Here is a 25122-nt window from a genome sequence, read left to right as displayed (position 1 = left end):
TTTTCGATGATTATAATCGCTCGATCGGCGCTTACTGCTATTTACTAAGAGCGCCAATCGAGCGTACTACTCGATGACTATAACTAAATGAAAATTAGCAATCGTTCTGATTTTATAACAATTCAAAAAATGATTGCTACAGATGTAGGTTGGGTTGAGGGACGAAACCCAACACCTCAAAGTCTTGTATTTGTCGGCTTTCACTTCGTTTAACCCAACCTACACATCTAAATCAAAATTAGCGATCGTTCTGATTTTGGGAATGGAAAGGACAACCACCTGCCGTTAATTTCTCAAGAAAGACATTATTATCAAAATAATGCTCTAAAGACTCAATCTTCAAATCATCAGTGACGCGAGCAATACTAACTCCGACGATTTCTATTGTTTCACCTGTGGGTATATAGTCCTTATAGGAACCATTAAATGTTCCCCAATGTCGCCACTTAAAGGTAACATTAGGCGGCCCCGAAAGTACTTCTGTTAATTCCCAAAGGAAGCCATTGGGAAAGGCTTTATGAAAAACTTGAAATGAAGATTCAAAGGTTTCTGTTTCAGAGCTGTATTGCTCAGTTTCACCCAAAAACAGGTTATAAGTACCTTCAGTTGCAACATCTTCAGCAGTGAATTGTTGTCCGCCATTGGTACTCATCTTAAACTTATCAGTAACAATCGAAAGCCACTGTTGAGGATTAGATTTATTAGAAGCTTCCATCTCAAAAGTGCGGACTAAGTTTTGGGCGATCGCTTCTAAAGAACCTTCTGGATGCTGAAATTTACTCTCTTGATGAAGAAATTCATTGGTGTATGAATAATCCGGGCGTTTTCCTTCTCGCCACTGTACTTCTTCATCATGAGTAATGACTATATCTCTATCTTGTACCCAGAGTGGCAATTCTGTAGTTTTTTCGCTACTCATACAAGCTAACTGGTTATAAACATCGTTTCTCAGAATAAAGTTTTATGCATACAAGTAAATAGAAAAATCTAAAAAAGTAAAAAATATTCATAATGAACTCAATAAACTTGACTTGTTGTACAAATCCGAATATGAGCAAACAGGGATGCTTCTTGAACTATAAACTTATCCTATCGGATTTAGGTTTATTCATCCGCTAATTACATAGAATTCATTTCTGAATTCTGTTTTGTTAAATCAAATCTAATTGCATTGCATTACCTTCAAAGAAACCGAGACTGGAGTAAACTGGTTTACCCAATGGCGAGGCGTTAAGAACTACTCGCGTGCAGCCGATCGCTTTTAAATATTCAATTGCTCTATTAGTTAAGAATTTGGCAATTCCTTGTCTGCGGTAAGATTGTTCAACATAAACGCCCCAAATATATCCAAATTTGCGGTATTCATCTTTGAAAACATTTGGTACAAGCCTGCAAACAGCTGACAATTTACAGAACCTACAACTGTATTATCAACCTCTGCTACAAAAGCTTTGTAAAACAAATCTCGACGCGCCTCTTCTATGAATTTGAGGGTAATATTCTGCCACTCCAAGTGAATATTACTCTCTTGAACACCAATATCTAGCCACATTTGGTAAGAGTGCTTTGCAATCAGTAAATCTTCTTTGGTGGTGGCTTCTCTGATAGTAATATGTTTTTCTGTAAGCATAATTTCCAACAAATTTTTGGAACTCACAAATAACTCCTCCCCAAAGTTGGAGAGGAGTTTGTTAGCATCAGCTAAAAACAGACAGTTTGACAGATCCGATCTCAGACTTTCTGTGCAGTTACTTCCTGTGGTTTTTCTTGAGTTTGCAAAGATGCATACAACCTATTCAATGCATTTACATAAGCTTGCGCGGATGCCACGATGATATCTGTGTTCGCTGCATGACCAGAAAACACTTTAGATTCATAACGTAAACGAATCGTCACTTCGCCAATGGCATCAATACCGGCTGTTACTGACTGCACAGAAAACTCAATTAACTGATTGGGTACATTCACCACACGGTTGATGGCTTTGTAAACTGCATCCACTGGGCCAGTACCGATCGCAGCATCGGTTAATTCTTCACCGTCTGGGGTACGCAGGGTAACTGTAGCGGTGGGACGGGCGTTGCTACCACAGGAAACTTGCACCAACTCTACCCGGAACAAATCGGGTGCTTGTTGGATTTCATCATTAACGATCGCTTCCAAATCCCAATCAGAAATTTCTTTCTTTTTATCTGCTACTTCTTTGAATCTGACGAAGGCTTTATTTAATTCAGTATCTGACAGTTCAAAGCCCAATTCTTTCAACCGAGTACGGAAAGCATTTCTACCTGAATGTTTGCCCAAAACTATTTGATTGTCTGTTAAGCCAATCAATTGGGCATCCATAATTTCGTAAGTTAGCTTGTTCTTTAATACACCATCTTGGTGAATTCCAGACTCATGGGCAAAGGCATTCGCCCCAACGATCGCTTTATTTGGTTGTACCAACATTCCCGTCAAATTGGAAACTAAGCGTGAGGTTTTATAAATTTGTCGGGTGTCGATATTTGTCAGGGATTCTTGAGAATTTTCTGGTCTGCCGAGATAAGGGTTAAAATATTGCCGCCGCACGTGCAACGCCATTACCAATTCTTCTAGTGATGCATTTCCAGCGCGTTCGCCAATGCCATTGATTGTACATTCTAGTTGCCGTGCGCCATTTTTGACGGCTTCTAAGAAGTTAGCAACTGCCAAGCCTAAATCATTGTGTCCGTGAACAGAAATAATCGCTTGGTCGATGTTGGGGACATTTTCGATAATGCCTTTAATTATGGCTCCAAATTCGCTAGGAGTTGTGTAACCCACAGTATCGGGAATGTTAACTGTTGTTGCACCAGCTGCGATCGTTCGCTCTAACACTTGGTACAAAAATTCTGGATCGGTACGGGCCGCATCCATCGGCGAAAATTCTATATCTGTCATGAAGGACTTGGCATAAGCTACCATTTCTTCAGCGATCGCTAACACTTCTGCCCGTGACTTCCGCAACTGATACTCTAAATGAATATCAGAAGTTGAAATGAATGTGTGAATTCTGGCATTAACTGCTGGTTTTAATGCTTCAGCAGCCGCTTCAATGTCTGCTTTAATCGCTCTTGCCAAACTACAAACTACCGGGCCATTTTCTGTGCCGACAATTTGAGCAATCTTCTTGACTGCTTCAAAATCTCCCGGACTGGCAAAGGCAAAGCCTGCTTCAATTACATCTACACCCAGACGCGCTAATTGCTTGGCAATAACTAGCTTTTCGTCTATATTCAAAGTCGCTCCCGGACACTGCTCTCCATCTCGCAATGTTGTATCAAAAATGATGATTCGATCTGTTTTGTTTGTCATTTGCCGTTTGTTGTTTAATGTTTAGTGTTTACTTGTGGCTTAATATATCTTCAACTCTAGTTTTGATTTTTGTAAATAATTGTTAAAGCTACTAACCTTCAGTTTTTTCTATTTGATCTCTGATATCATTTAAATCTATATATCTATCAGTAGCATTGCGTAGTTCTCTAGCAATCATTCCTTCTGTTGATACTACCGTAATATGTGTATTTTTTGAGCGTAATAGTTCGATTGCTCTTTCAAAATCTCCATCACCACTGAATAATACTACTCGGTCATACTGGTCTACTGTATTAAACATATCTACAACAATTTCAATATCTAAATTCGCTTTTTGCGAGTAACGACCTGAGGTGTCATCATAATATTCTTTCAGAATTTTAGTTCGTACTGTATATCCTAGACTAATTAGAGCGTCTCTGAAACCTCGCTGGTCTTGTGGATCTTTTAAGCCAGTGTACCAGAAGGCATTAATTAATGTTGTTTCTGATTGCTCATGTTTGAAGTATTCTAAGACTCGCCGCGGGTCAAAAAACCAGCCATTTTTTTGTTGAGCATAGAACATATTGTTTCCATCTACAAAAATAGACAGACGATTCATTGGAGAACCCATACAAATTTACACCTAATAATATATATGAATTTAGATGGAACAATAGATTATAGCAATTTTCAAATGCCTTGTTTGCTAATATCTATAACGTAGTTCTTTATCTATAGCTTTTATCCTACCTCTTTCAAGACATAAAAACGCCTGCAATATTGGAGTTGAGATCCTGGGTGTTAACCTGATTCACCTTCAGCACTGCAAGAGCCTCCTGGCGATCAAAATCTACCCATAAAATTGACCCAGTAACAGCATTCATCGCTGCATAACACTAAAGTTTACTCCTAAACAGGTATAACATCGGCTTAAGGTAAGATATAAATTAATGCCTATCTTTCGGTAAAGCTGTCAGTATCAGGACACCGTTTGTGGAGATTACCAACATTGCACCAAAGACAGAAGACAGCCTTGGGAGTGCTTCTGGTATAGCACCCAGTTAGTAACGTGTATGTTGGTTAGGTGAGGGTAAAATCTTGCCACAACCAAATGCACAGGTAGAGTATATCCGGCTCCAATCTATGAGACAATCACTACTTGTAACTCATTCAACAGAAAAAGAATAAATTAAGTAGTGGTTGAGTAAGAATTTCTTGGGGGCTGGCTCTGCCAATAAAAGTTTGTTGATAAATAGAAGATACTTTACAAATGTATAAGATTATCATTTAAGTCTTATTTCAATATGCTTACACTAAAACGTGGTCTGAATAAATAAAAGTGTTGGACTTAAATCAATCAGTAACCCGATATGGCAGAAGAACCTACATCTACCTTAACTAAAAACTATGTCTCTACTGCCAAAGGACTGTCAAGTAAACCAACAAAAGTGACTTCGACAGCATCTGCTCGCCACTCCCGGTGGATGGTTCGCTTAGGTCATCTACTGGCAGGTACTTGGGCAATTGGAGGCGCACTATTGAGCGCTTCTGGTGGGGAATTGGTTCAATTGATGGAAAATCAGGTGCTTTCTGGCTTTTTTCAACTGCGCGGGCCGATCGCACCTCCAGAAGACATTGTAATTTTAGCAATAGACGATCAGTCAATATCGGTTCCCGAACAGTACTATAAAACAGATCCGAAACAGTATGCCTACTTAGAAACACTAAAATCTTATCCTTATAAACGGGCTGCATACTCCCAGGTAATCACAAAATTAATCGAAGCAGGTGCCCGCGCTGTCGCATTAGACGTAGTTTTTGATACAGCAAGCAGCTATGGAGTTACAGACGATCGCCAATTTCAGGCAGTATTGCAAAAATATGGCAAAAAAGTTACCTTAGCAGCCGTCTACGAAAATTCCCAGACGCACCAAGGCTCTTTTACGCAACTAACAGACCCACAACAAATGTTTCGTACAGGGTCAGTATCCATTGGCTCAGTTAATTTTCCTTTAGAAGTAGATGGAAAAGTTCATCGATTAGCGAGTGAGTTTCCCAAGTTCTTAGGTGAAGATAATCTATTTAGCAAAAAGCGACTCTCTTTTGATGAAGCAGCGCTGAGGGCAGCACAAGTAAATTATCCTCAACCAAAAGGCGATCGCATTTATTTTTGGGGACCTGCGGGTACATTTGAGCAAAAACCTTTTTGGCACGTACTCGATCCGGAAAACTGGAACAGCTATTTGCAGCAGGGAAAGGTGTTCAAAGACAAGATCGTGCTGATTGGTGCAACAGATCAGTTACATAATGATTATTATCCAGTCGCTGGTAGTAATAGCACTGAACCGATGTCGGGCGTGGAAATTCACGCCAATGCGATCGCAACTTTGATGTCAGGGAAAGCGATCGCCCCAGGAATTAAGAGTCCACCATTGCAGGGTTTGTTTGTGCTAATGCTAGTGGGCAGTTCAGCCTTGATGATTAGCAGACGCAAGCGTAGCATCCATAGATTTTTCTATAGCCTCGCCCTGTCTGGTGTTTGGGGAGGAATTAGTTATGGGTTATTTGTCTATGGTCAATTAATTTTTCCCACTAGTGTACCAATGATGGCGATCGCAATGACCGGAATTTGCTATTTAGCAACCTCAGTCATCAGAGAAAGCATCAGAAAACGCCAATTAGTAGACATTTTTCAGAAGTATAAAACTTCCCCCGTTGTCCAAGAGATTATCAGCCAACAAGATGACTTTCAACACCTAATCCAGCAACGAGATTTAGCCTTATCAGGGAAAGTTTTGGCTAGACGATACAAAATTGTCAAAGTTCTCGGTTGCGGTGGATTTAGTGAAACCTACATTGCCGAAGATACCCAACGTCCTGGAAATCCGCGATGTGTTGTTAAACAACTAAAACCAGCCAACACCAAACCAGAAGGATTGCAACTTGCCAGACGTTTCTTTAACTCAGAGGCACAAACACTAGAAAAATTGGGAACGCACGCTCAAATTCCTCAACTTTTGGCCTATTTTGAAGAAGACGAAGAATTTTATTTAGTCCAAGAACAGATAATTGGTCATCCTTTAAATCAAGAACTTTTAGTAGGTAGAGCAATTGAAGAAATTGCCGCGATCAAAATTATCAGGGACTTATTGCAAACATTAACATTTGTCCATGAAAACCACGTGATTCATCGGGATATTAAACCCAGTAATATCATCCGGCGACACTCAGACGGAAAACTGGTGTTGATTGACTTTGGAGCCGTCAAGGAAGTCGGCATCAAACAGCTCGATCGTCATGAGTCAACCCCTTTCACCATTGGTATTGGTACTCAGGGTTACGCACCAAGCGAACAATGTTTTGGGCGTCCGCACTACAGTAGTGATATCTATGCAGTTGGCATGGTTGGGATTAAAGCCTTAACTGGTATAGCACCCCGTGAGCTAAATAGAGATGCTAATGGGGAGATCAAATGGAGCGATGCCTACGGCGGTAAACTACGCACTCAGGTGAGTCATTCCCTAGCTCAGATTCTTAGTAAAATGGTGCTGGCTGACTTCAAAGAGCGATATCAGTCTGCATCAGAGGCTCTTAAGGATCTTGAAGCTCTTAAAGCTGTTCAAGCTCTTGACGATTTGGTAAATTCCCAACACAGACACTATATCCCAGAAGATGACTTATTAATGAATACTTTAGATGAATTAAGCACTCCCACAAAATCTTACTCAGAAGGACAAGAGACTTCCAAATAAAAAAATATCCAATCGCTGTGGAAGCTGTTCTTGAGTAGGGGAAGCAAAATCTGATAGTTGTATTGGATACAAGAATTTGGATATAGGACTTATATCATGTCCGGTCAAAGACTTATCATTTAGACCGCAGTTCTTGCAGGGAGCAGGGAGCAGGGGGCAGGGAGCAGGGAGCAGGGGGCAGGGAGCAGGGGGCAGGGAGCAGGGGGCAGGGGGGAGAAAGAGTTTAAGGCTTATTTACTTTTCTTCACACAGTTTGGTTTTATTGCACCGACTTAGTTAGAACATTTCTAGAGTGGAACTTCAAAAATTAACTATGAGAAAGCATTCAAGCATTTTGAGTAAGTCAAAGGTCGTTTTGCTTGCGGAAAACACCAAAATGAGAAAGCAAACTGGGGTTTGAGTAAGTCAAAGGTCGTTTTGCTTGCGGAAAACACCAAAATGAGAAAGCAAACTGGGGTTTGAGTAAGTCAAAGGTCATTTTGCTTGCGGAAAACACCAAAATGAGAAAGCAAACTGGGGTTTGAGTAAGTCAAAGGTCATTTTGCTTGCGGAAAACACCAAAATGAGAAAGCAAACTGGGGTTTGAGTAAGTCAAAGGTCATTTTGAGAAAGCATTTAAGTATTTTGAGAAAGTAAATAGGTATTTTTCTAAAACAATAAGGCTTTTTGATAAAGTAATCAGCAAATATACTTGACAATTAAAAATCGCGTCTGTACAAATGAAGTCGGCGGTCGAATAACTTATTGAAGGAGGCAGGAGGCAGGAGGCAGCTATGCTGAAGGAACAATTGGGAGAGGATTCAGACTCCTCACGCCAGTTCTTTTATGCAGGCGTTCCCGTCCATCAGACTGGCTCCCTTTTTGTTTGCGCCGTATAAACGGTGAGGTCTTAAACCCCTGCTCCCAAGGCGTCGCGGACTCGCTAACGCTGCGCTATCTGCCTCCTGCCTTCCTTGATAAGTCTTTAACCGGACATGATATAAGTCCTGGGATAATTTAATTTTTGGAGTTGCAAAAGTATAATTGGGCACAAAAATGGGGAGATGAGAAGAAGGATTTTCCTCCATACCCCTGCTCCCTTTTCTGTTTGTGCCTTTTTCACTCAGCCCTTGCAGATGATTTTAATTTAACGACAGAAATTCTTCTCCTGTCGTGGGATGAATGCCTATGGTTTGATCAAAATCTTCCTTAGTAATGCCTTTGCGAATTGCCACGCCGAGGCTTTGAATGATATCTGCTGCGTGTTCACCCACCATATGAGCGCCCAAAACTTGCCCAGAATCACTATTTAGTACTAACTTTATAGTGGTTGGCTCATCCTGTTCGATTAGCTGATACAAGAGTGGTTGGAACTCGGTGCAGTAGGATTGTACAGATTCACCAAATTTTTCCCGTGCTTTCGCCTCCGTCATCCCCACACTAGCCGCTTCTGGACGGCAAAAAACAGCAGTGGGCACATAATCATAATTTAGTTTTTGCGCCTTGTTGCCAAAAACTGTATCAGCAAAGGCAATACCTTCTGCCTTAGCCACTGGAGTCAATTGCACCCGACTGGTGCAATCACCCACAGCAAAAATATTTTCTTGGCTGGTGCGGCTGTATTCATCTACTTTGATTGCACCATGTTCGCCAAGTTCAACATGGGCATTTTCCAAACCCATATTCTTGGTATTTGGAGCATAACCTGTGGCAACTAAGATGGTATCTGCTGTAATTATTTCTTGGCTCTCACCAGTAATAGTCAACAACAAACTCTCATCTGAGTATTTGATTTCTTGAACAGTGCTGTTGGTGAACAACTTAATTTTGCGTTTAATCAAACCCTGTTGTACAGCAGAGCGAATGTCATCATCAAACCCCGATAAAATCATCTCATCTTTTTCAATTATCGTTACCTCACAACCGAAAGCGTGCATCATGCTAGAAAATTCTACGCCAATGTAGCCGCCGCCAATAATTGCTAAACGTTTTGGCAGATAGGGTAGCTGAAACATCTCGCGGGATGTGATGGCGTATTCTATACCTGGGATTTTGGGCTTAAGGGGTTGTCCTCCCACAGCAATTAAAATTTTGTCGGCTGTAACTTTGCGTCCATCAACATTGATAGTATGGGCATCGATGAAAGTGGCACGTTGAGATATTAATTCAATTCCAGCTTTTTGCAATTGCTGAAAATAGGATTGGTTAACGCTGTCAATATGCTGATGTACTGACTTAATAAATAATGTCCAGTCAAAGTATGTTTGACAGTCACTCCACCCATAACTGTGCGCTATTTGATTTTGCAGGGCGAAGTCAGCAGCGTAGACAATTAGCTTTTTCGGAACGCAGCCGCGATTTACACAGGTTCCACCAATGGTTTCTTCTTCGGCGACAGCGACACGTACACCATAACTAGCTGCTTTTTTAGCTGCTGCCAATCCCCCAGGCCCAGCACCAATGACAAACAGGTCGTAATCAAATGTCATAAAAATCTGTTCCTTTTTTACTGTTTGGAAAGCAGAGCTATTTCATCCCTTATAGTTAGTCAGACAAAACTTCATCTACTGTCTTTGGGTGGACAATTTGGGATGAAACTAGGCTGATATGTAGCAGATTGCCGCATTAATAGTATTAGATCGAAAAGGAACAGCGATCGCCCAATTATTACTAACTTATATTACATTTTTTTGACAAATAACGCATCTTGTCTAGGCAGTACTTAGAAGTGCGATCTCTGGCGACAAGGTGTAACCCATTGCTTAATTTGGGCAGCAGCCATACTAGAAAACAACTGGAAATACATTGTTTGTAGATAATTATGGGCAATCAAGTAAAGTTTGCATCTCCTGTGCATCCCTTGTCATTCCCAATTGCTCAAAACCATTAATAGCCTGAGTTGATAATTGGCAGGCTTTCTGGACACTTCCCCACTTTTTCTCCCAGCGGGCTAGAGAACGTTGATAACGAGCTAGACGCCGTTTATTATTGCTGCTTTCGGCGACAGTTATGCCTTTAATTAATAACTTTTGAGCTTCATCGCGATCGCCTTGTTCAATTGCAATATCAGCAAGCCAATTTTGAGCAGAATTAATCACGCGATGCCAATTAATTTTTTCTGCACTTTTCATCACATCTTGAAATAGTTTTTTGGTTAAAAAATATTCACCTTCTGAATAAAAGATTTCAGCCCGATGATAAAGAACGGGAATAAAATAGCGGATGTGCTGTCGCTCGTCTAGATTCGCCTCAATCACCAATTTTTCTTCTACTATTAGCCAGTGGCGTGCATCTGTATAATTATTCTGTCTGATTCGCAGTCTAGCCATACTTTCGGCTAAGTCAGCTTGAACCCATGAATCTGTATGGTCGCGTAAAACCCATGCCCGCTGCAATATTTCGTCTGCTTGTGTGAGACTTTGGGGTGAACACTCCCGAATTAGCAGCCAGGTTTTGCGGATCATGAATTTCACTAAAGATGACCATTCACCACGTCGTTCTGATTGTTCTATCAGCCATTGCAACCAATCGAGGCGATCGTCCCAATAAGCATAGAGATTGGCGTAGTGGTTCAAAAGCAACCACAAATCCCTAACTTCTGCATAGTGGTCTTGGTTTTTACACCAATAAAGTACTGCCCGTAGATTTCCTTCCTCTTCCTTTAACCTGTTGTAATGTATCCATTTTTCCCAATCTTCTCCGCCGTAACTGTAGGCAAAATCTAGATACCATCTCACCCAACGCATCCGTGCTTCCCTCTCAAAATCTGGGTAAGCAGCTAATTGTGCTAAAGCATACTCACGAGTCAGAGAGAGCATCTCGTACCGCTTAGTCTCTGGGTTCAGATTCACTAACGAGAGTTGCTGTAAACGTACCAAGCCATTACTGACAGAATCAGGATCGGATGTCAGTCCAGCAACTTCAGCCACAGCAGCTTGGATAGGAGCGTCAGGAAAAATCGCCAGTGACATGAGTAACTTGTGTGGTAGCTGTCCCTTCATACCTTGCACTGATTGCTCAAAGCAAAAACGAGCCACATCGCCTGTAGCGGAGGCTAACTGCTCCAATACGAAGTTCAAAGAGTAGCCACTGGAGACTTGACCGAGTGCGTAGACAATAGCGAGAGGGATTCCTCCAGTGCGATCGTAGAGCAAGCTAGAGTCTTCATCTTGGATAGTTATACCTTTCTCTTCAGCTTGTTGCTGAATTAACTGCAAACCATCATTCAGGGGCAAGTTTCGCAGACTGATTGGCAGCAGGGCAATTCGTTCGCGGGTAGTAATTACTACTTTGACGCAAATGGGCAAATTGTATAGAAATTCTATAACCTCATCCCTATCCTCTATAGTCTCCATATTGTCCACAATTAGAAGCGTTCGCTGTTTAGAAAGACATTGGCGTACACGCTCAAATTGGTCATTGGGAGGAGATTGAATAATTGTAGAGTCGTTTAAGGCATTGGCAATCACCCGAAAAATCTCGCGCAGGTTACGCTGTCCTTGCTGCCGTTGCAAAATCATATCGGGAATAAGTTCTTGTTGTTTGGCTGAAGTGAAAATAATTGCATCAAATTTAGGTGCATCAGAACTGTTTTCGTTACTAGCTTCTAAACATACGTAAGCAGCTGCTAACACTAGTGCTGTTTTGCCTACGCCACCAATGCCATGCACCGTAATCATGTGAGCGCCATGCTCTGGCAAAAGCCGTTCCAGTAACTTTTTCATATCTGCTTCGCGCCCAATAAATTCTGTGTAGGTTGGTGATGGCAGATTGTGGGGGATAGAGGTGCTTTCGATACTAGATGCAGCAATACCTCTGCGATATCCATGTCTCTCTAGAATGCAAATAAGGTTACTTGACTTAACGCTGTTGTTTGGTTCTCCTGTCAAAGTTTCAATATCTCGATAGATATTGCTCAATCCCACTCTCACACTAGCGTTTTCTCTGTACAAGTCCTGACTTATCTTCGTCAAGCTATACCCACATAGCAACCCAAGTAACAGGTCTTTCTTAAAATTTTGCCTATATCGCTCTTGAATTTTAGACTCCAAGTCAGTCAGTAAACGATCTATATCCCAGTCGTGTAAAACCTTTTGATACCAGGCTTTAGACAGATTCCCACCTTCTGGCTCATCTGACATAAATATCACCCTATTAGTCTTTCATTAAATTTTGTATTAGCAACATTTTAACTGAAAAACTTCAATATTAATATCGTATTTAACATTTTCATACCAAAGTTTTAACGTTTTTAATTAGCTTACAGGACAAAACTTAGACCAAATCGTATTTAACATTTTTATACCAAAGCTTTAACTTTTTTAATTAACTTGCAAAGCAACAATTTAGTAGTCTAATTACTAAGTTCATTGTTGTTGGTAACAGGCTGCGTACAAATGCAATATCTATCCTGACAACCAAAAACTCTGGCTGAATTATCGCTTTCACTTCTGACAACAAAGGAGTACTGAATGAATAAACTAATTCAAACTGTAAGTATTTTGCTTGGTCTAAAACAAGCTAGACTTTATTTTCCTGAAGAAAAACAAGTTTGTGTCTTTAATAAACTTCCGACACTTTACCGTGAGTTTACACCAAAGTCTGTACAAGAATCAATCAACGAATTGCAAGAGCGATTAAAAACTCAAGGTTTACTTGCAGAGATTACTGGTAAATTTGACTTAGAGACAGACGAGGCAGTAAAAGAATTTCAAAAAAGAAATAATCTTTTAACAGATGGAGTGGTTGGTCCGCTAACATGGGCTTGCCTTTTGTACCCAAAACTTTCTCGGAGTCAGAAAATTAAGTCCCCAGAATTAAGGAATGCGGTTAAGGAACTGCAAATTATCCTTTATGATGAAGGCTTTTTGAAAAAAGAACCTACTAGCTATTTTGACAGTGCAACAGAAAGAGCGGTGAAACGCTTTCAAAGAATTTATGGATTGAAGAATGATGGCATTGTTGGGGCAGCGACTTGGGCAGTACTGCTGGGAATGCGACAAAAAATTGATAAAAGCTTTCCGAGGTTAATTTATTTTTTGTCGCCGCAATCATGGTTTTTATGGGAGCAATTTTTGATGATTTGTTGCATTTTATTGGGTATTTATTATAGTCCTATACCAGGTCAGACTCCTAAATTCACTACTGCCTTAGCAACTGCGTATGGACTCACCTGTATAGTGCCTTTTTTGTTAGAAAATTTACCGCTAAAGTCTTCAATTAAGCCGAGCTTACCTCTCTTACAATATGCTCCTTATGTATTAACTGGTATCTTTTGGAAACCAATTATCAATTTCTTGGGGCAATTGTTTCATTAATCATTCGGTAGTTGCATAATTGATCGGCAATCCAATTTTTGTGTTGTGCTTGTAAAAAAGTGCGATCGCTTCTGGCGATCGCACATCGAAGATACCCTACTGCTACCCATCGCTGAAATAGAAAAACGACCATTCAAAAATTAAATCGCCTTCTTCTTTGCGTGAGGTAAAAATCAAAAACAAAGGCGGGTGCGGGGATTGAACCCGCTAATCTCCACAATGGTGGAGACGTAACCGATAACCCTAAATTCTTCGGCCCCGAAAGGCAAGTTGCGAACAGGGATAACCCGCCATGAAGCATGAAGGATAAAGTGTTCATCTTTTACCCTTCAGCAATATCTACAATTCACCCGTAGCCAGCATCTGGATGATCCGAGGCGTACCTGGGTCGAACCCTGCCAAATCCCAAGACAGCGAATCTTCAGGATCTACCAAAGTAATTTGGTAAGGTGTCAAGGTGACATACACCGCGTTGACGTTAGGATTTACCTTTTTGCGGTACTCCTTCAGCGCTTGACTTGGATGCTTATACCCAGCCCAGCTTTCCGAGTCAGTCCAAAAGCAGACTACATCAGCTTTGAACTTATTCTTAATCATCCAGTCATAAGCTACAGACGCATCCGTTCCACCGAAGTTTTGGTTGCTAGCTTTGCGAACCGCCGAACTAAAACTATCTTTGGCAGTGATACCCAATTCACGAAATTCCGTAGCAAAGCCGCGAATCATGTAGTTTTTCTCTGCTTTTGCTGTCACCAGTGCCATTGTGGTGGCAATTTCACAGCAAGTCAGTCCCATATCTGCAACCATACTACCCATAGAACCAGAAACGTCTACGGCGTGCATGAACACTTTACCTGTGGGTTGCACAACATCAAAAGACAGTTCAACCGCCTTTTCTAAAATGTCTACAATCCGAGAAACTGTGTTCCAAGTTTTCTTACTGCGTCCTAATGTTCCACCAGATTTATAAGTTTTGAGTGCTTTCAAAACATCAATTGGATGGATGCGACCTTTACGCAGATGTTCTTTGTTGTTAAGAACTGCTTCTACTCGCTGCAAGTTGGCACTTTCATCTGTTCGCAACACACCTAGTTCAGTTAAAGAACCCAAGTTACGCAGCATTGCACCTATTGGCATTTCCTGAAATAGTAGCTGCCAAGCAAGCTTGTCCATTTTGCCCACTGGTGCAGCCATTTCGTGGGTTAAGCGTCCTTGGGAAATAGCTTCATGAGTTTGGGTAGGATTCCGCTTCAGCCACTCATACCACCAAATCTGCGCCAATGCCTCTGAGGGGATATCTGCTGGCAATTCTTCCCAGCCTCTAACTACCCACTCAAATAGTTGACGGTGATTTTCTGTAGGCGGTTTGACATGGAACAACCGCAATGCATCCCGGTGGGAGAAGCCTTGACGCTGTTGATATTTCAACAGTTGATAAGCTAAACCCTTGACATCTTCCCTTGAGAGCCAAGTTTTACCAGCTTCTTGCACGACTTTGCCAAATCCCCGCAGAGATTTGGTGTAGTTCAGCCATTCGTAGAAGTGGCTACCAGTGCGGACAACTTGCGGGAAAATTTCACCAAACGCCTGTTTTGCTTCTGGTGCTTCACCCATAGAGAGCAATACCAAAGCTAATATAGGCGCACTGTTATTGATGGCGCGTCCATCGCTAGCATACAAAATTTCTTCCGCTACACGGCCAGCATTTTCGGCAACAGCTTGTCTGACAACTGTCACAAAATCCTCAGTTAATTCCTGTTTACCAGCATAGTAAGTGCTTTTTGCTGTGCCAACCAAAAGACAACGGCGCAGCATTTTCCAAATACCAGCATCAAACATCCAGCCGCCGGAACGTCCCTGAACCATTTCTGCTTCTCGTCCGGGGATAGGTTGATTTTGAGGTGTAGTTGTTTTCTTTTTAGTGAAAAAATTGTAATTCATCGCTTCATCTCCCGGCCCTTGCGGGCAAAAATGAAAGGTGGCAGAGCAGGATTTGAACCCGCGACATCCGGCTTAAGAGGCGATAACCCTAATTCGTCGGCCTTCTCAGGCAAGGTGTGAACAAGGATGTTTTTCGGCGCTCTACCAACTGAGCTATCTGCCACATGAAAATTAAAAACACAAAATTTACTCTGGTGGAACAGGATTTGTAGCTTGCTTCCTGTAGGATACCTGCAACCGATGAATTAACGATAACCCTCGATTCGTCGGCCTTTGCAGGCAAGTTTCTGAACTAAGGACTATGGGAATTAACCCGTTCATTGCTCTGCCAGATTGAGCTACCCACCAGATGACAATTCAAAATTAAGTTTTGGGTGGCGGAGCAGGACTCGAACCTGCGACCTCTCGAACCCTAATCGATAACCCTAATTCGTCGGCCTTTGCAGGCAAGGGGTGAACAAGGATGTTTAGCGCTCTACCTCTGAGCTACCCGCCACGTGAAAATTAAAAATTAAAAATTTAAAATTTAAAATTCAGTACTAGATTTGGTGTAGTGGAGCGGGAATTGAACCCGCGACCTCCCGCTTGGCAGGCGATAACCCTCAATTCGTCGGCCTTTTCAGGCGAGGTGTGAATAAGGATATTTAGGCGCTCTATCCACTGAGCTACCCACCACATATAAATTCAAAACTCAGCATTAAATTTGTTGTAACGAAGTAGGATTTTTACCTACATTTCCAGAAGTTGGATCGAGGTGTTTTAGTTATATGCGATAACCCTCAATACGTCGGCCCTTCGGGGCAAGGTGGGCGCTCTGCCATTTGAGCTATCCGCTACTGATGAAAGCTTACTCCCTGACGAAAGTTGACTTGTATTATTATTGTAGTATCTGTAGTATCAATTGTCAAGGGTCTGACAAACCAATTTAGAATTATTGCTTTGGAAAGAAAAGTCTGAGGAGTACAAATAAACCGTCGCTCAGAATTTCGGGAGCAGATTATCCGAGATGTATGGCGATCGCTCTCATCAAAACCCTCTTATTTTCTCTGGCAAAAAACTTCTGCGCGATCGCAGACCAATATTAGATAAGTAGAAGGTTGATAAACCTATAACACCTACTGAGTAAAGATTTTGCCGACAAATTTGCCGCGACTTTGCCAAAAGATACAAAAAAGTGTCTCAATTTTTGCCAATATAATAATATTATTTCCCAAAATTCACTTGGCAAAAATCGGCATGAGTGAGAAATCCATAGAAAGTAACGGTAAGGCTTTTCTCGTTCTACTTTTGCCCATCTCGTTTTTGATTATTTTCCTAGTTACCACTTGGAGAATTTTACTGGCGGTAATTGTGCTGGTAATAGGCTTCAAGCTTTGGCAGGAATATCAATGGCAACAGTGGACTGTGCGAGTTAACCCAATTTTTCATCAATTGGTTCGTGAAAATCAGGGCAGACTGACGCCAATGGACTTGGCAATCAGGGGCAATTTTCCTGGAACAACGGCAAAACGCTACTTGGATAGTAAAGCCTCGGAATTTGGTGCCAGTATAGTCAACTCTGAAGAGGCAGGGCAGTCTTATTACTTTATAACTGCCAGCATTCTTGGCAATATTCTTGATAGTAGTGAGCCTGTTAAAGAACTTCCGGCTCAACCAGTTACTAAAACAGCGCGATCGCTCCTAGCACCACCACCAACCACAGAGGAGGAAGAACCAGAAACCGAATCACTCCCACAGCAAACCCATCAGGAAGCTAAACTATCGCTGGAAAAACAGTTAATTTTTGGCTCTCTCATTCAATCTGAACTTGCTAAACGGCTAAATGTCTATTCCAGCACGGTTTATAAACGGCGAAACGATCCAGAGTTTCCTGAGTGGAGTCGTAGCAAAGACCCTGATGGTATTGCCTGGTCATACTCGGAAAAAACTAAAGAGTTTTTCCCAGTGGAAGAAGGATAACAATTCAAAATTCAAAATTCAAAATTCAAAATTAGAATTTTGGAATTTTTGTTTGTAAACCCACAGCTTCGTTGATGGAATTTAATCCGCTTTGTTCTAGCTTGGAAAGTAAACCAGCTAGAATTCGGCGTACCATCATTGGCCCTTCGTAAATCCAGCCTGTATAAACCTGGATCAAGCTAGCACCAGCAGTAATTTTCTCCCAAGCATCTTCAGGAGAAAAGATGCCACCAACACCAATAATTGGGATTTGTCCTTGAGTTTGCTGCCAAATAAACCGAATTACCTCAGTGGAGCGATCGCGTAATGGTTTACCACTAATTCCGCCAGCTTCATCCTGGGGTGATTTGCCAGTTTGGTCAATCACTTGGGTTTTCAGTCCATCACGGCGGATGGTGGTGTTAGTGGCGATAATTCCCGCTAGTTGGTAGGTTTTAGCAAGAGTTATGATGTCAGCGATCGCTTCCCATGATAAATCTGGGGCTATCTTGACAAAAATTGGTTTGTATGTAGTATTTTCTTGTTGTAATAAATCTAAGATGGCACTGAGCATAGAAGCATCTTGGAGCGATCGCAACCCTGGTGTATTGGGAGAAGAGACATTAACAACAAAATAGTCTCCCAAATCTTTGAGTAAACGAAAACTATCGAGATAATCCTGTGCAGCTGCTTCTAGAGGAGTTACCTTAGATTTTCCCAAATTTATCCCTATAGGTATCGATCGGGTAAACTCATGCTTTTCTTGTGCCAAACGTGCCGCCATTGCTGCTGCACCACTGTTATTAAAGCCCATCCGATTGAGAGCAGCTTTATCCAACGGGAGGCGAAACAAACGAGGACGGGGATTTCCTGGCTGTGCGTGAAAAGTTACAGTTCCTAGTTCTGCAAAGCCAAAACCCAGGTTAGACCAAATGCTAGCAGCGACTCCATCCTTGTCAAAGCCAGCTGCTAATCCTACGGGATTTGGAAAGTTTAGCCCAAACAAATTTTGTTCTAGGCGAGAATCGTACAGACATAAAGACTGCTTTAAGCGTTGGTTTATCCAACTAGCAGGGGTTTGCGATAGCCAATTAAAACTGCGAATCGTCTGCTGGTGTAACCACTCTGAATCGGTTTTTACCACATTGAACAAAAGCGGACGAATCGCAAGTTGATAAATATCCATTTCAATCCTTAAAACTACGCGAATTCGGTAAACTGCCGCATTTCCTCTTTAGCTTGCCGGAGTTCCTCTTTAGCTTGACGGAGTTCCTCTTTAACTTGCCGTGCTTCCTCTTTAGCTTGCCGGAGTTCTTCTTTAGATAGCCGCACTTGTTCAGCAATCTGCCGCATTTCTTCAGCAAAATTTCTGATTTCTTCAGCAAGCAGCCGGGTTTGTTCGGCAGAATTTCTCATTTCTTCAGCAAGCTGTCGTTGCTCCTCTTGTGAGAGCCTGGTATTTTCAGCAGACTCTCGCTCGATCTCTTGCGAGAGCCTGGTATCTTCAGCAGACTCTCGCTTTTCCTCGGAGATTTGTCTCTGCTCCTCTTGAGCATCAGAAGGAGTTTCGCCCATTTCCCTAGCACTCCATAATCTAACTTTAACGAACCTGTTACTTACAAGTTTTAGCAAACACCTGTGGCAATATTACTCAGGGTGCTTTTCTGGGCATCTTATATATTACAAGTTATGTTAACCAATAAATCAGATGGGGCAGCCGCAAAAACCTATAGCCGCCGAACAGCAGATCCTCTCTTTGGGGCGCGTCCTCCAGAGCCTCAGAGAAGAAGATGATGTTGACGTTCTGATTGAAACTACTATTTCTTATCTCAAAGAATTTGACTACAAACTGATTTGGATTGCTCTTTACGATCGCCTGAATCACATATTATTCGGAAAAGGGGGCATCACACCCGATCGCGACATGAGCTTTTTACGCCAAAGAGTTGTTCTCAGTCCTGGGGATTTATTAGAACAAGTAGTAATTGAACAGCATCCTTTAGGCGTAGCTGATTTGCAAACTGAAATCCGCGCCGCCGAATGGCGAAAAATTGCCGAAAAATTCCACATCCAAGGAACGATTATTTTACCAATTCGCTACAAAGACCGTTGCTTGGGCTTGCTGTTATTGGGTTCAGAACGCTGGGGCTACCTACTGACAGGTGAAACAAAAGCACGTTTGATGATGGTTTTAGGTGAACTAGGGGCAGTGCTTTATCAAAATGAGATGCATAAACAGCAAAAGCAAACCAGGCGAACCGACGAGCCATTATTAGAATTGCTAGAAAATTTACGCACCCTCAGTAACCTGAATCAAAGACTTGAAGCAGCGGTGCAAGCAACTCATAAATTTGTCTCCCCGAACCGGACAAATGTTTACTGGTTTGAGCGGGAAGGGCGCTACTTTTGGTGTCGGATGAGCAATCAGCTGGTCAAAATGGATCGCAATTCTACCAGTCAGCAAGCAGCGGGAATGACTGTACAGGAGTTGAGCGATTTTTATTATGCTTTGGCAGTTAACCAAATAGTCTCGATTGGTGATGCCCGCAGTTCTTTAAAAAGCCATTTTACGGCAAAATTGCTGGAACGCTTGAAGGTGCGATCGCTCCTAGCAGCTCCGATTATCTGGCAAAAGAACTTAGTCGGTTTTCTGGCGGTAGAAAGCAATGAACCCCGCATCTGGACGGACACAGACAAAAATTTCGTCCAGGGTGTTGCTGGTTTAATCTCCCTAGTTACACCTACCGAAAGCATGGAAAGCACTATTAAACAGATTCAAGAGGATGCCCAACTGACTAGCCAAGTTGCTCAAGCTATCTATAGCGAACATGACCTTCAGGTAACTTTACATAGTTGTGCTAAAAGAGTTTTAGCTCGATTAGGTGCAACCCGCTTTTTACTGTTGCAGTATGACTCTGAGCAGAATAATTATCAATTTACTTACCAAAGTCAGCCCCATAATCGTCGACCGTTGACATTTACCCTGCATACTCTCAAAGAATTAGATGGGCAGCTTTTGCAAAGTTCAACTCAAGCGGTAGAAATTGAGAACTTAGATGAAGATTTACGCTTTTTTAACTGGCGACCCTCGTTGTTAGAGAATAATGTGCGATCGCTACTTGTTTGTAAATGCACTCATGAGCATATACCAGCAGCACTTTTGGTGATTACTCATGAAAGCCATCGTTCTTGGACAACTCTAGAAAAGGAATTGCTGTGGGCGGTCAGTCAACAGATTGGTGTAATTGTTCGTCAGTGGCAATTACATAACCGCACCACCCAGCAGCAAAAAACTTCCCAGGTATTTGAGCAATGCTTACGCATCCTGACACAATCCCAGAACAGCATTGGGGTCGAAAAAAAGCATTTAGAAGGTACAGCACTCGAACAAATAGCATCAATTTTGGGTTGTCCCTTAGCGCTAATGCTATCCTGGGCACCTAGTGAAAGTTGGGCAAAAATTATCCCTGGAGTGATTGATAATAGCCAATTTGGGATTTTTTCTGATGCATCTATTTCTATCCAGGCTGAAGCCTTAATTCAGTGGGCACTTGCTACAGAGAGTTACCTGACTTTGAAGGTAGATAATTTACCTCCAGAAACCCGGAAATGGTTGAATGTTCCAGACAAAAGTCAAATTTTACTAATGGCATTACGTACAACTGCTGATTATGAAACCACTGGTGTAGTGTTGCTTGTAGACTATCAAGAGCGTCGCTGGTCAGAACAAAACCTGAGTGCAACAGCAACTCTGATTTCTCAATTAGCCTGGTGGCGTCGTGAAAAGCAAATTACCCGACTTTTAGAATCCACAACCGAAGAATTACGACAACTCAACTGGTACAAACATCGTCGTTTAGAGGAAATTCAAAGAATAACGGCGCACTCTCTTAAACAAATACACGATTTGGGCATTCCTGCTAATGAATTGACTCAGATGCGCTACCAACTATTGCTGCGACAGTTAGACCATACAGCCACCTCCATGAGTGGAATGCTAAAACTTGAACACTGGCAGCTACATATTAGTTGGGAAACTATGCCCATAGCCAGTTTACTAAAGCGATCGCTCGAACGGATCGAAAATTTACTTAAACAACACAAGCTGTGGATTGGGGTACATGGTTTGGGACAACCAATTGACGAGCAAGAAGCGCCCAAGAATTCTTCATTAGTTAGAGGCGTTCCTACCTCTAGCGCTCAATCTGCAATGGCGATCGCTGGTGATATTGTCAAAATTGAATTAGTTATCCACGAATTATTGGTTACTGCCTGTAACCGTTCTCAAACCGGTAGCAGAATTGATATTTGGTGTCGCCGTTTAGATGCGTCAAAACCCTTAGATACAAAGCATTCTTCTCCAAGTGGAGGGGCTGAACATCAGACATCCCTAGAATTATCGATTACATATAACGGTGCGATCGAACCACAGTTATTAACAGAACTACATCAAAATACACCTAAAGACGTGCTTACTCCTTCCAACCTCGACCAACCACCAGCTTTACATCTGGCGATCTGCCAAAACCTCATGCAAGAACTAGGAGGAGAGTTGAATTTCTATCAGTTACCAGATAATCGGGTAGTCAGTCGCTTGTTGTTGCCGTTAGCTGTTCATGATTCTTAGTACAGCTTTGCGTAAAATCGCGGTGAATTAAGGGTCGCTTAACCGAATCCTATTGCCACCAATTTTCACTTCGACAATTGGTACAGGCGATCGTTGTTTGATTTTACAGTCACTTCCTTGCTCATCAAAGGATGCTTTGGCAACAACGTCACTTATGTCAACTCCTCCCTACCAGAATCCTTACGTAAATACCAATAAAAAAACTCTCCGTTTCACTCAAACTTTACAAGAAACAAATAGATCCTAGTTAGTATAAGTATGTAACTAATTATCGACTGCCCAAAATTCATGACTAAATTACTGATGCGGTTATTACTGAATTAACGGTGCAGAAACGGTAAATAAACATTCGTTTTTATCATAGAAGATTTCTTCTGTATAAGACAAAACTAGCTTGAGAATTTCCCAAGCTGTCCCTCATGCTTGCTTATATTTTACTCCTGCTCATTAGCAAGGAGTCAGTAAGCATGAAAAATTTACAATCCTAGCATTATAAAAGTAAAAATGAGTAATCGTATGAAACAATACACCAAAGTTGTAAAGCGTTTTTTGACACTAGCTGCTCCAGCGATCGCTACTTCGATATTGGCAACCTTACCGAGCCAAGCTGCTACCATTGCATATTCTGAGTCAAAATTCAACATCAACAACTTTAGTAGCAGCCCTTTAGATGTTAGGACTTTGACTGATACTTTGACTAACACAATTAGCACAGGTGGTCAAGTAACTGCTGATGCTAATGCTGAAGCTAAATTTAATGTCAATGCAAACAACTCTGCCTCCAATTTGTCCTTCAGCCAAGCTCAAGGTCAGGGTGATGGCTATACAGGGTCGGCGGAAAGCTTGGCTGCGATTATTGGTTATGATTTTATAGTAGACAAAGAGTTTTCTTTTGATTTCAGTGGCTTATTTAACCTTAAAACATCCATTGATGATGCATCCACTGAACGTGCAAATGCTCGTGGAGAGTTCTTATATGAGTTATACGACAGCGAGACTCGTGAGCTTTTGGACTCTTTCAAGATTTCTGGAAATTTATCAACTATAGGTAACAATGATGCTTTTGTATTTGAACCGAGTAGTAGCATAACTTTTGATTCAAGTCAGACTTCTATTGATAAATCTTTTGGCGGAACACAGGAATATGCTTTGACTAGCTTTAAGGGTAAATATTCCCGTACTTTCGATAAGTCAACTCGTTTAACTTTAATAGAATCTAAAATTAATCAGGTGAGCGTCTATACTGTCCCAGAACCCTCAACAATTCTAGGTTCGCTGTTTAGTTGCACTGTGTTTGGTGCTGCCTCGATGCGCAAGCGTAAAAGAGCTTCTTCGGCTGCGTTGTTGGTTAATAAGGATTTAAGGTCTGTTTAGTATGTTTGCACTGAGGAAAGTTCAGGTGATGGATAGCGAAAGCAAAATCACATTAATCCATCGTAAAAGTGAACTGGGTAAAAGAGACTGATAAGCCAGACCAAAACTACTCTATTCTCTGTACTTTTGGCTAATGTTGCTCTGCACGGTCTAGAAACCATAATATAGCGGTTCCCATTCAGATGCGGTACACAACTTTATATCACAAAGTGTAAGGGCATGGCAAGCCATGCCACTACGGGTGTAACTCACATAAACGAGAACCGCTATAAAAAGCGTCTTCCCTGAAAAATAAAAATTAAGGGGAAATGGCATTTATGGAAACCCCAAGTCATTAGGTATGCAAATTATTTTGTGATTTTGCACCCTGATAGACAAGCATTAAAGAAATGCAAATAAATAGCTATAAAAAGGAATTTGTCATCTCCAAGGGATTAAAGTGCTAACTTAATCCTCATCGATTACCCTGTACAAGCCAGTCATCACCCGATTATTTGGTTTCGACTGAATGAATCGCACTTTCTAGCTGCGTTTTCGTCTCTATCAATTACACAATCACACTTACAAACGTCTATTCTAGTGGATAGTGTAATCTTGACAATTTCACCGCAACTATGAGCATTTCTGGCTTGTATATTACGGGTTTAACGCAACCGTGACTTTCAAAAAACTTTCCCAAAATACTCAAATCAGGTACAGAACTGATACCAAGATACTGTGGATGTCGTTTTAAACCCGGAGTACCCCTTTTACAGTTGAGTTGTCAAAAAACCAAGAGATAGAAGACCATGCTTGTTTTCCACTGGTAAGTCTTGCCATTGAGTTAAGTTCATAACAAAAGGAAATTTAGCCGCAAATACAGCATAATCAATTCAATATTCATGCAAATCGTTTTTAGCTGTATTTTTAACATCCATCCATAGTTAAATACAGCTATTACGAATCAATTTTGCAGTTATAATTGCATCACTTACTGCTGCTATCTGGGCTAACTTCCATAAGCTTTGAACTCAAAAACAAGCATAGTCATTGAGCAACGCCGAAGTGTCGCTTTTACCTACTGTCTTATACTGTTATATGTAGTATAAGATAGAGGTATATAAATATTTCTAACAAGCTTTTATGGAAAATCTCCATAAAAACTTCTTACAATCTGGTTATGCCGACTTTAGGAAACTGTTGCCGATGTGTTGGCAGATGCAATAGCCTTATCACCATCAGTAATAACGCCAGCAAGAGCACCAGCAAGAGCGCCTTCAAGAGTAGCTTCAATAGTGTATTTGCCTACTTTATAACTGCTCTTATTAGCAGTAGAATAACTACGTGCGTAAGCAGATGCAACTCCCCCTTGTACTTGACTAAGATCAGAAACTTCATCTTCACAAAAACTGAGATCGGAAATTCTTAATTGTTCCATAAAAAAGCTCTCTTTGAAAAACGAATGTATTGCTGAAAGTTTTTGAGAACTTTCAGCAATTTTTCTATCTAAAATGCACTGTAGTACACTGTAGAACTAAGGCATATTTAGCCAGCAGCAGAACTAGATGAACCGTAACTAGCAGATAGGCTGTATTTCTTGGAAACAGCAACGGTGCTAGTGGCAATGCTGGTAATAGCGATGTTTTTACCAAAAGCGTATGCTGTTGAATTAGCATCTGCAAAAGCTATTCCACCTTGAACATTCTCATTTTCAAGAACGGTTTCTACATGAGAGAGATCGTTGATAATCATGATTTTACTTTCCTAAGAATTAGTAAGGTCAACTTGTTTGTTGTCGGAAGTTTCAGCAATTTTTCTATCTAAAATGCACTGTAGTACACTGTAGAACTAAGGCATATTTAGCCAGCAGCAGAACTAGATGAACCGTAACTAGCAG

At 41.4% G+C, this 25122-nt stretch carries 19 protein-coding genes and 3 tRNA genes; 6 read left to right on the top strand and 16 right to left on the bottom strand.

The features are described 5' to 3' along the window. The first annotated feature begins 87 nt into the window (after positions 1–87). On the top strand, positions 88–213 hold the full coding sequence (locus V7K41_RS13605; RefSeq protein ID WP_334848872.1) for a hypothetical protein: 126 nt from the start codon (positions 88–90) through the stop codon (positions 211–213). A 25-nt stretch (positions 214–238) separates the two neighbouring features. Here the strand turns inward: V7K41_RS13605 and V7K41_RS13600 are convergent, their stop codons facing one another. The 6 genes from V7K41_RS13600 to V7K41_RS13575 form a co-directional block, all read right to left on the bottom strand. After that, positions 239–919, bottom strand: a complete 681-nt coding sequence (locus V7K41_RS13600; protein ID WP_334848870.1) for a SnoaL-like polyketide cyclase — start codon at positions 917–919, stop codon at positions 239–241. Positions 920–1151: 232 nt separating this feature from the next. Continuing rightward, positions 1152–1343 carry a GNAT family N-acetyltransferase gene (locus V7K41_RS13595; RefSeq protein ID WP_334848928.1) on the bottom strand — a complete coding sequence of 64 codons (192 nt, stop codon included), beginning with the start codon at positions 1341–1343 and terminating at the stop codon, positions 1152–1154. Next, positions 1286–1657, bottom strand: a complete 372-nt coding sequence (locus V7K41_RS13590; RefSeq protein WP_334848939.1) for a hypothetical protein — start codon at positions 1655–1657, stop codon at positions 1286–1288. The genes V7K41_RS13595 and V7K41_RS13590 overlap by 58 nt, the downstream gene beginning before the upstream one ends. Positions 1658–1731: 74 nt before the next feature. After that, positions 1732–3336 carry a 2-isopropylmalate synthase gene (locus V7K41_RS13585; RefSeq protein ID WP_334848868.1) on the bottom strand — a complete coding sequence of 535 codons (1605 nt, stop codon included), beginning with the start codon at positions 3334–3336 and terminating at the stop codon, positions 1732–1734. A gap of 91 nt (positions 3337–3427) precedes the next feature. Beyond that, entirely contained in the window at positions 3428–3949 is a 522-nt protein-coding gene (locus tag V7K41_RS13580) for a LabA-like NYN domain-containing protein (protein ID WP_041565194.1), read from the bottom strand. Positions 3950–4073: 124 nt separating this feature from the next. After that, on the bottom strand, positions 4074–4202 hold the full coding sequence (locus tag V7K41_RS13575; RefSeq protein ID WP_334848867.1) for a hypothetical protein: 129 nt from the start codon (positions 4200–4202) through the stop codon (positions 4074–4076). 486 nt (positions 4203–4688) lie between these two features. On the opposite strand from V7K41_RS13575, the gene V7K41_RS13570 reads away from it, so the two are divergent. Further along, positions 4689–7070 carry a CHASE2 domain-containing serine/threonine-protein kinase gene (locus tag V7K41_RS13570; RefSeq protein WP_334848864.1) on the top strand — a complete coding sequence of 794 codons (2382 nt, stop codon included), beginning with the start codon at positions 4689–4691 and terminating at the stop codon, positions 7068–7070. A 1121-nt stretch (positions 7071–8191) separates the two neighbouring features. Here the strand turns inward: V7K41_RS13570 and gorA are convergent. Beyond that, complete coding sequence (gene gorA / locus V7K41_RS13565) at positions 8192–9538, bottom strand: glutathione-disulfide reductase (RefSeq protein WP_334848862.1); 1347 nt, start codon at positions 9536–9538, stop codon at positions 8192–8194. 330 nt (positions 9539–9868) lie between these two features. Then, positions 9869–12190, bottom strand: coding sequence for an NB-ARC domain-containing protein (locus V7K41_RS13560; protein WP_334848860.1), 2322 nt, complete (start codon positions 12188–12190; stop codon positions 9869–9871). 330 nt (positions 12191–12520) lie between these two features. On the opposite strand from V7K41_RS13560, the gene V7K41_RS13555 reads away from it, so the two are divergent. Continuing rightward, positions 12521–13366 carry a peptidoglycan-binding domain-containing protein gene (locus tag V7K41_RS13555; protein WP_334848858.1) on the top strand — a complete coding sequence of 282 codons (846 nt, stop codon included), beginning with the start codon at positions 12521–12523 and terminating at the stop codon, positions 13364–13366. 339 nt (positions 13367–13705) lie between these two features. Here V7K41_RS13555 and V7K41_RS13550 read toward each other — a convergent pair whose 3' ends face one another. From V7K41_RS13550 to V7K41_RS13535, 4 genes are all read right to left on the bottom strand, one after another. Further along, a complete protein-coding gene (locus V7K41_RS13550; RefSeq protein WP_334848856.1) occupies positions 13706–15307 on the bottom strand; it encodes a TROVE domain-containing protein in 1602 nt (533 codons plus the stop codon). Between the two features lie 37 nt (positions 15308–15344). Continuing rightward, positions 15345–15470: transfer RNA gene (locus V7K41_RS13545), tRNA-OTHER, on the bottom strand. 208 nt (positions 15471–15678) lie between these two features. Beyond that, positions 15679–15803: transfer RNA gene (locus V7K41_RS13540), tRNA-OTHER, on the bottom strand. 50 nt (positions 15804–15853) lie between these two features. After that, a tRNA-OTHER gene (locus tag V7K41_RS13535) sits at positions 15854–15983 on the bottom strand. 560 nt (positions 15984–16543) lie between these two features. On the opposite strand from V7K41_RS13535, the gene V7K41_RS13530 reads away from it, so the two are divergent. Next, positions 16544–17266 carry a hypothetical protein gene (locus V7K41_RS13530; RefSeq protein ID WP_334848854.1) on the top strand — a complete coding sequence of 241 codons (723 nt, stop codon included), beginning with the start codon at positions 16544–16546 and terminating at the stop codon, positions 17264–17266. Between the two features lie 31 nt (positions 17267–17297). On the opposite strand, the gene V7K41_RS13525 is transcribed toward V7K41_RS13530, so the two are convergent. Together V7K41_RS13525 and V7K41_RS13520 are read right to left on the bottom strand one after the other, a co-directional pair. Further along, on the bottom strand, positions 17298–18431 hold the full coding sequence (locus V7K41_RS13525) for a quinone-dependent dihydroorotate dehydrogenase (protein WP_334848852.1): 1134 nt from the start codon (positions 18429–18431) through the stop codon (positions 17298–17300). A 14-nt stretch (positions 18432–18445) separates the two neighbouring features. After that, positions 18446–18820, bottom strand: a complete 375-nt coding sequence (locus V7K41_RS13520; RefSeq protein ID WP_334848851.1) for a hypothetical protein — start codon at positions 18818–18820, stop codon at positions 18446–18448. A gap of 133 nt (positions 18821–18953) precedes the next feature. Here V7K41_RS13520 and V7K41_RS13515 point away from each other — a divergent pair, with 133 nt between their 5' ends. Together V7K41_RS13515 and V7K41_RS13510 are read left to right on the top strand one after the other, a co-directional pair. Further along, a complete protein-coding gene (locus V7K41_RS13515) occupies positions 18954–21872 on the top strand; it encodes a GAF domain-containing protein (protein WP_334848849.1) in 2919 nt (972 codons plus the stop codon). A 516-nt stretch (positions 21873–22388) separates the two neighbouring features. Then, entirely contained in the window at positions 22389–23246 is an 858-nt protein-coding gene (locus V7K41_RS13510) for a PEP-CTERM sorting domain-containing protein (RefSeq protein ID WP_334848847.1), read from the top strand. 1168 nt (positions 23247–24414) lie between these two features. On the opposite strand, the gene V7K41_RS13505 is transcribed toward V7K41_RS13510, so the two are convergent. Continuing rightward, positions 24415–24663, bottom strand: coding sequence for a hypothetical protein (locus tag V7K41_RS13505; RefSeq protein WP_334848845.1), 249 nt, complete (start codon positions 24661–24663; stop codon positions 24415–24417). A 107-nt stretch (positions 24664–24770) separates the two neighbouring features. Continuing rightward, the gene (locus V7K41_RS13500) at positions 24771–24977 is read right to left on the bottom strand and encodes a hypothetical protein (RefSeq protein ID WP_334848844.1); all 207 of its coding nucleotides are present in this window, start codon (positions 24975–24977) and stop codon (positions 24771–24773) included. Positions 24978–25122 lie beyond the last annotated feature (145 nt).

Source organism: Nostoc sp. (genome assembly GCF_036917415.1).
Lineage (GTDB): Bacteria > Cyanobacteriota > Cyanobacteriia > Cyanobacteriales > Nostocaceae > Nostoc.
The sequence above is the reverse complement of the archived record's forward strand: the minus strand, read 5'-3'. Positions and strand labels throughout refer to the sequence as shown.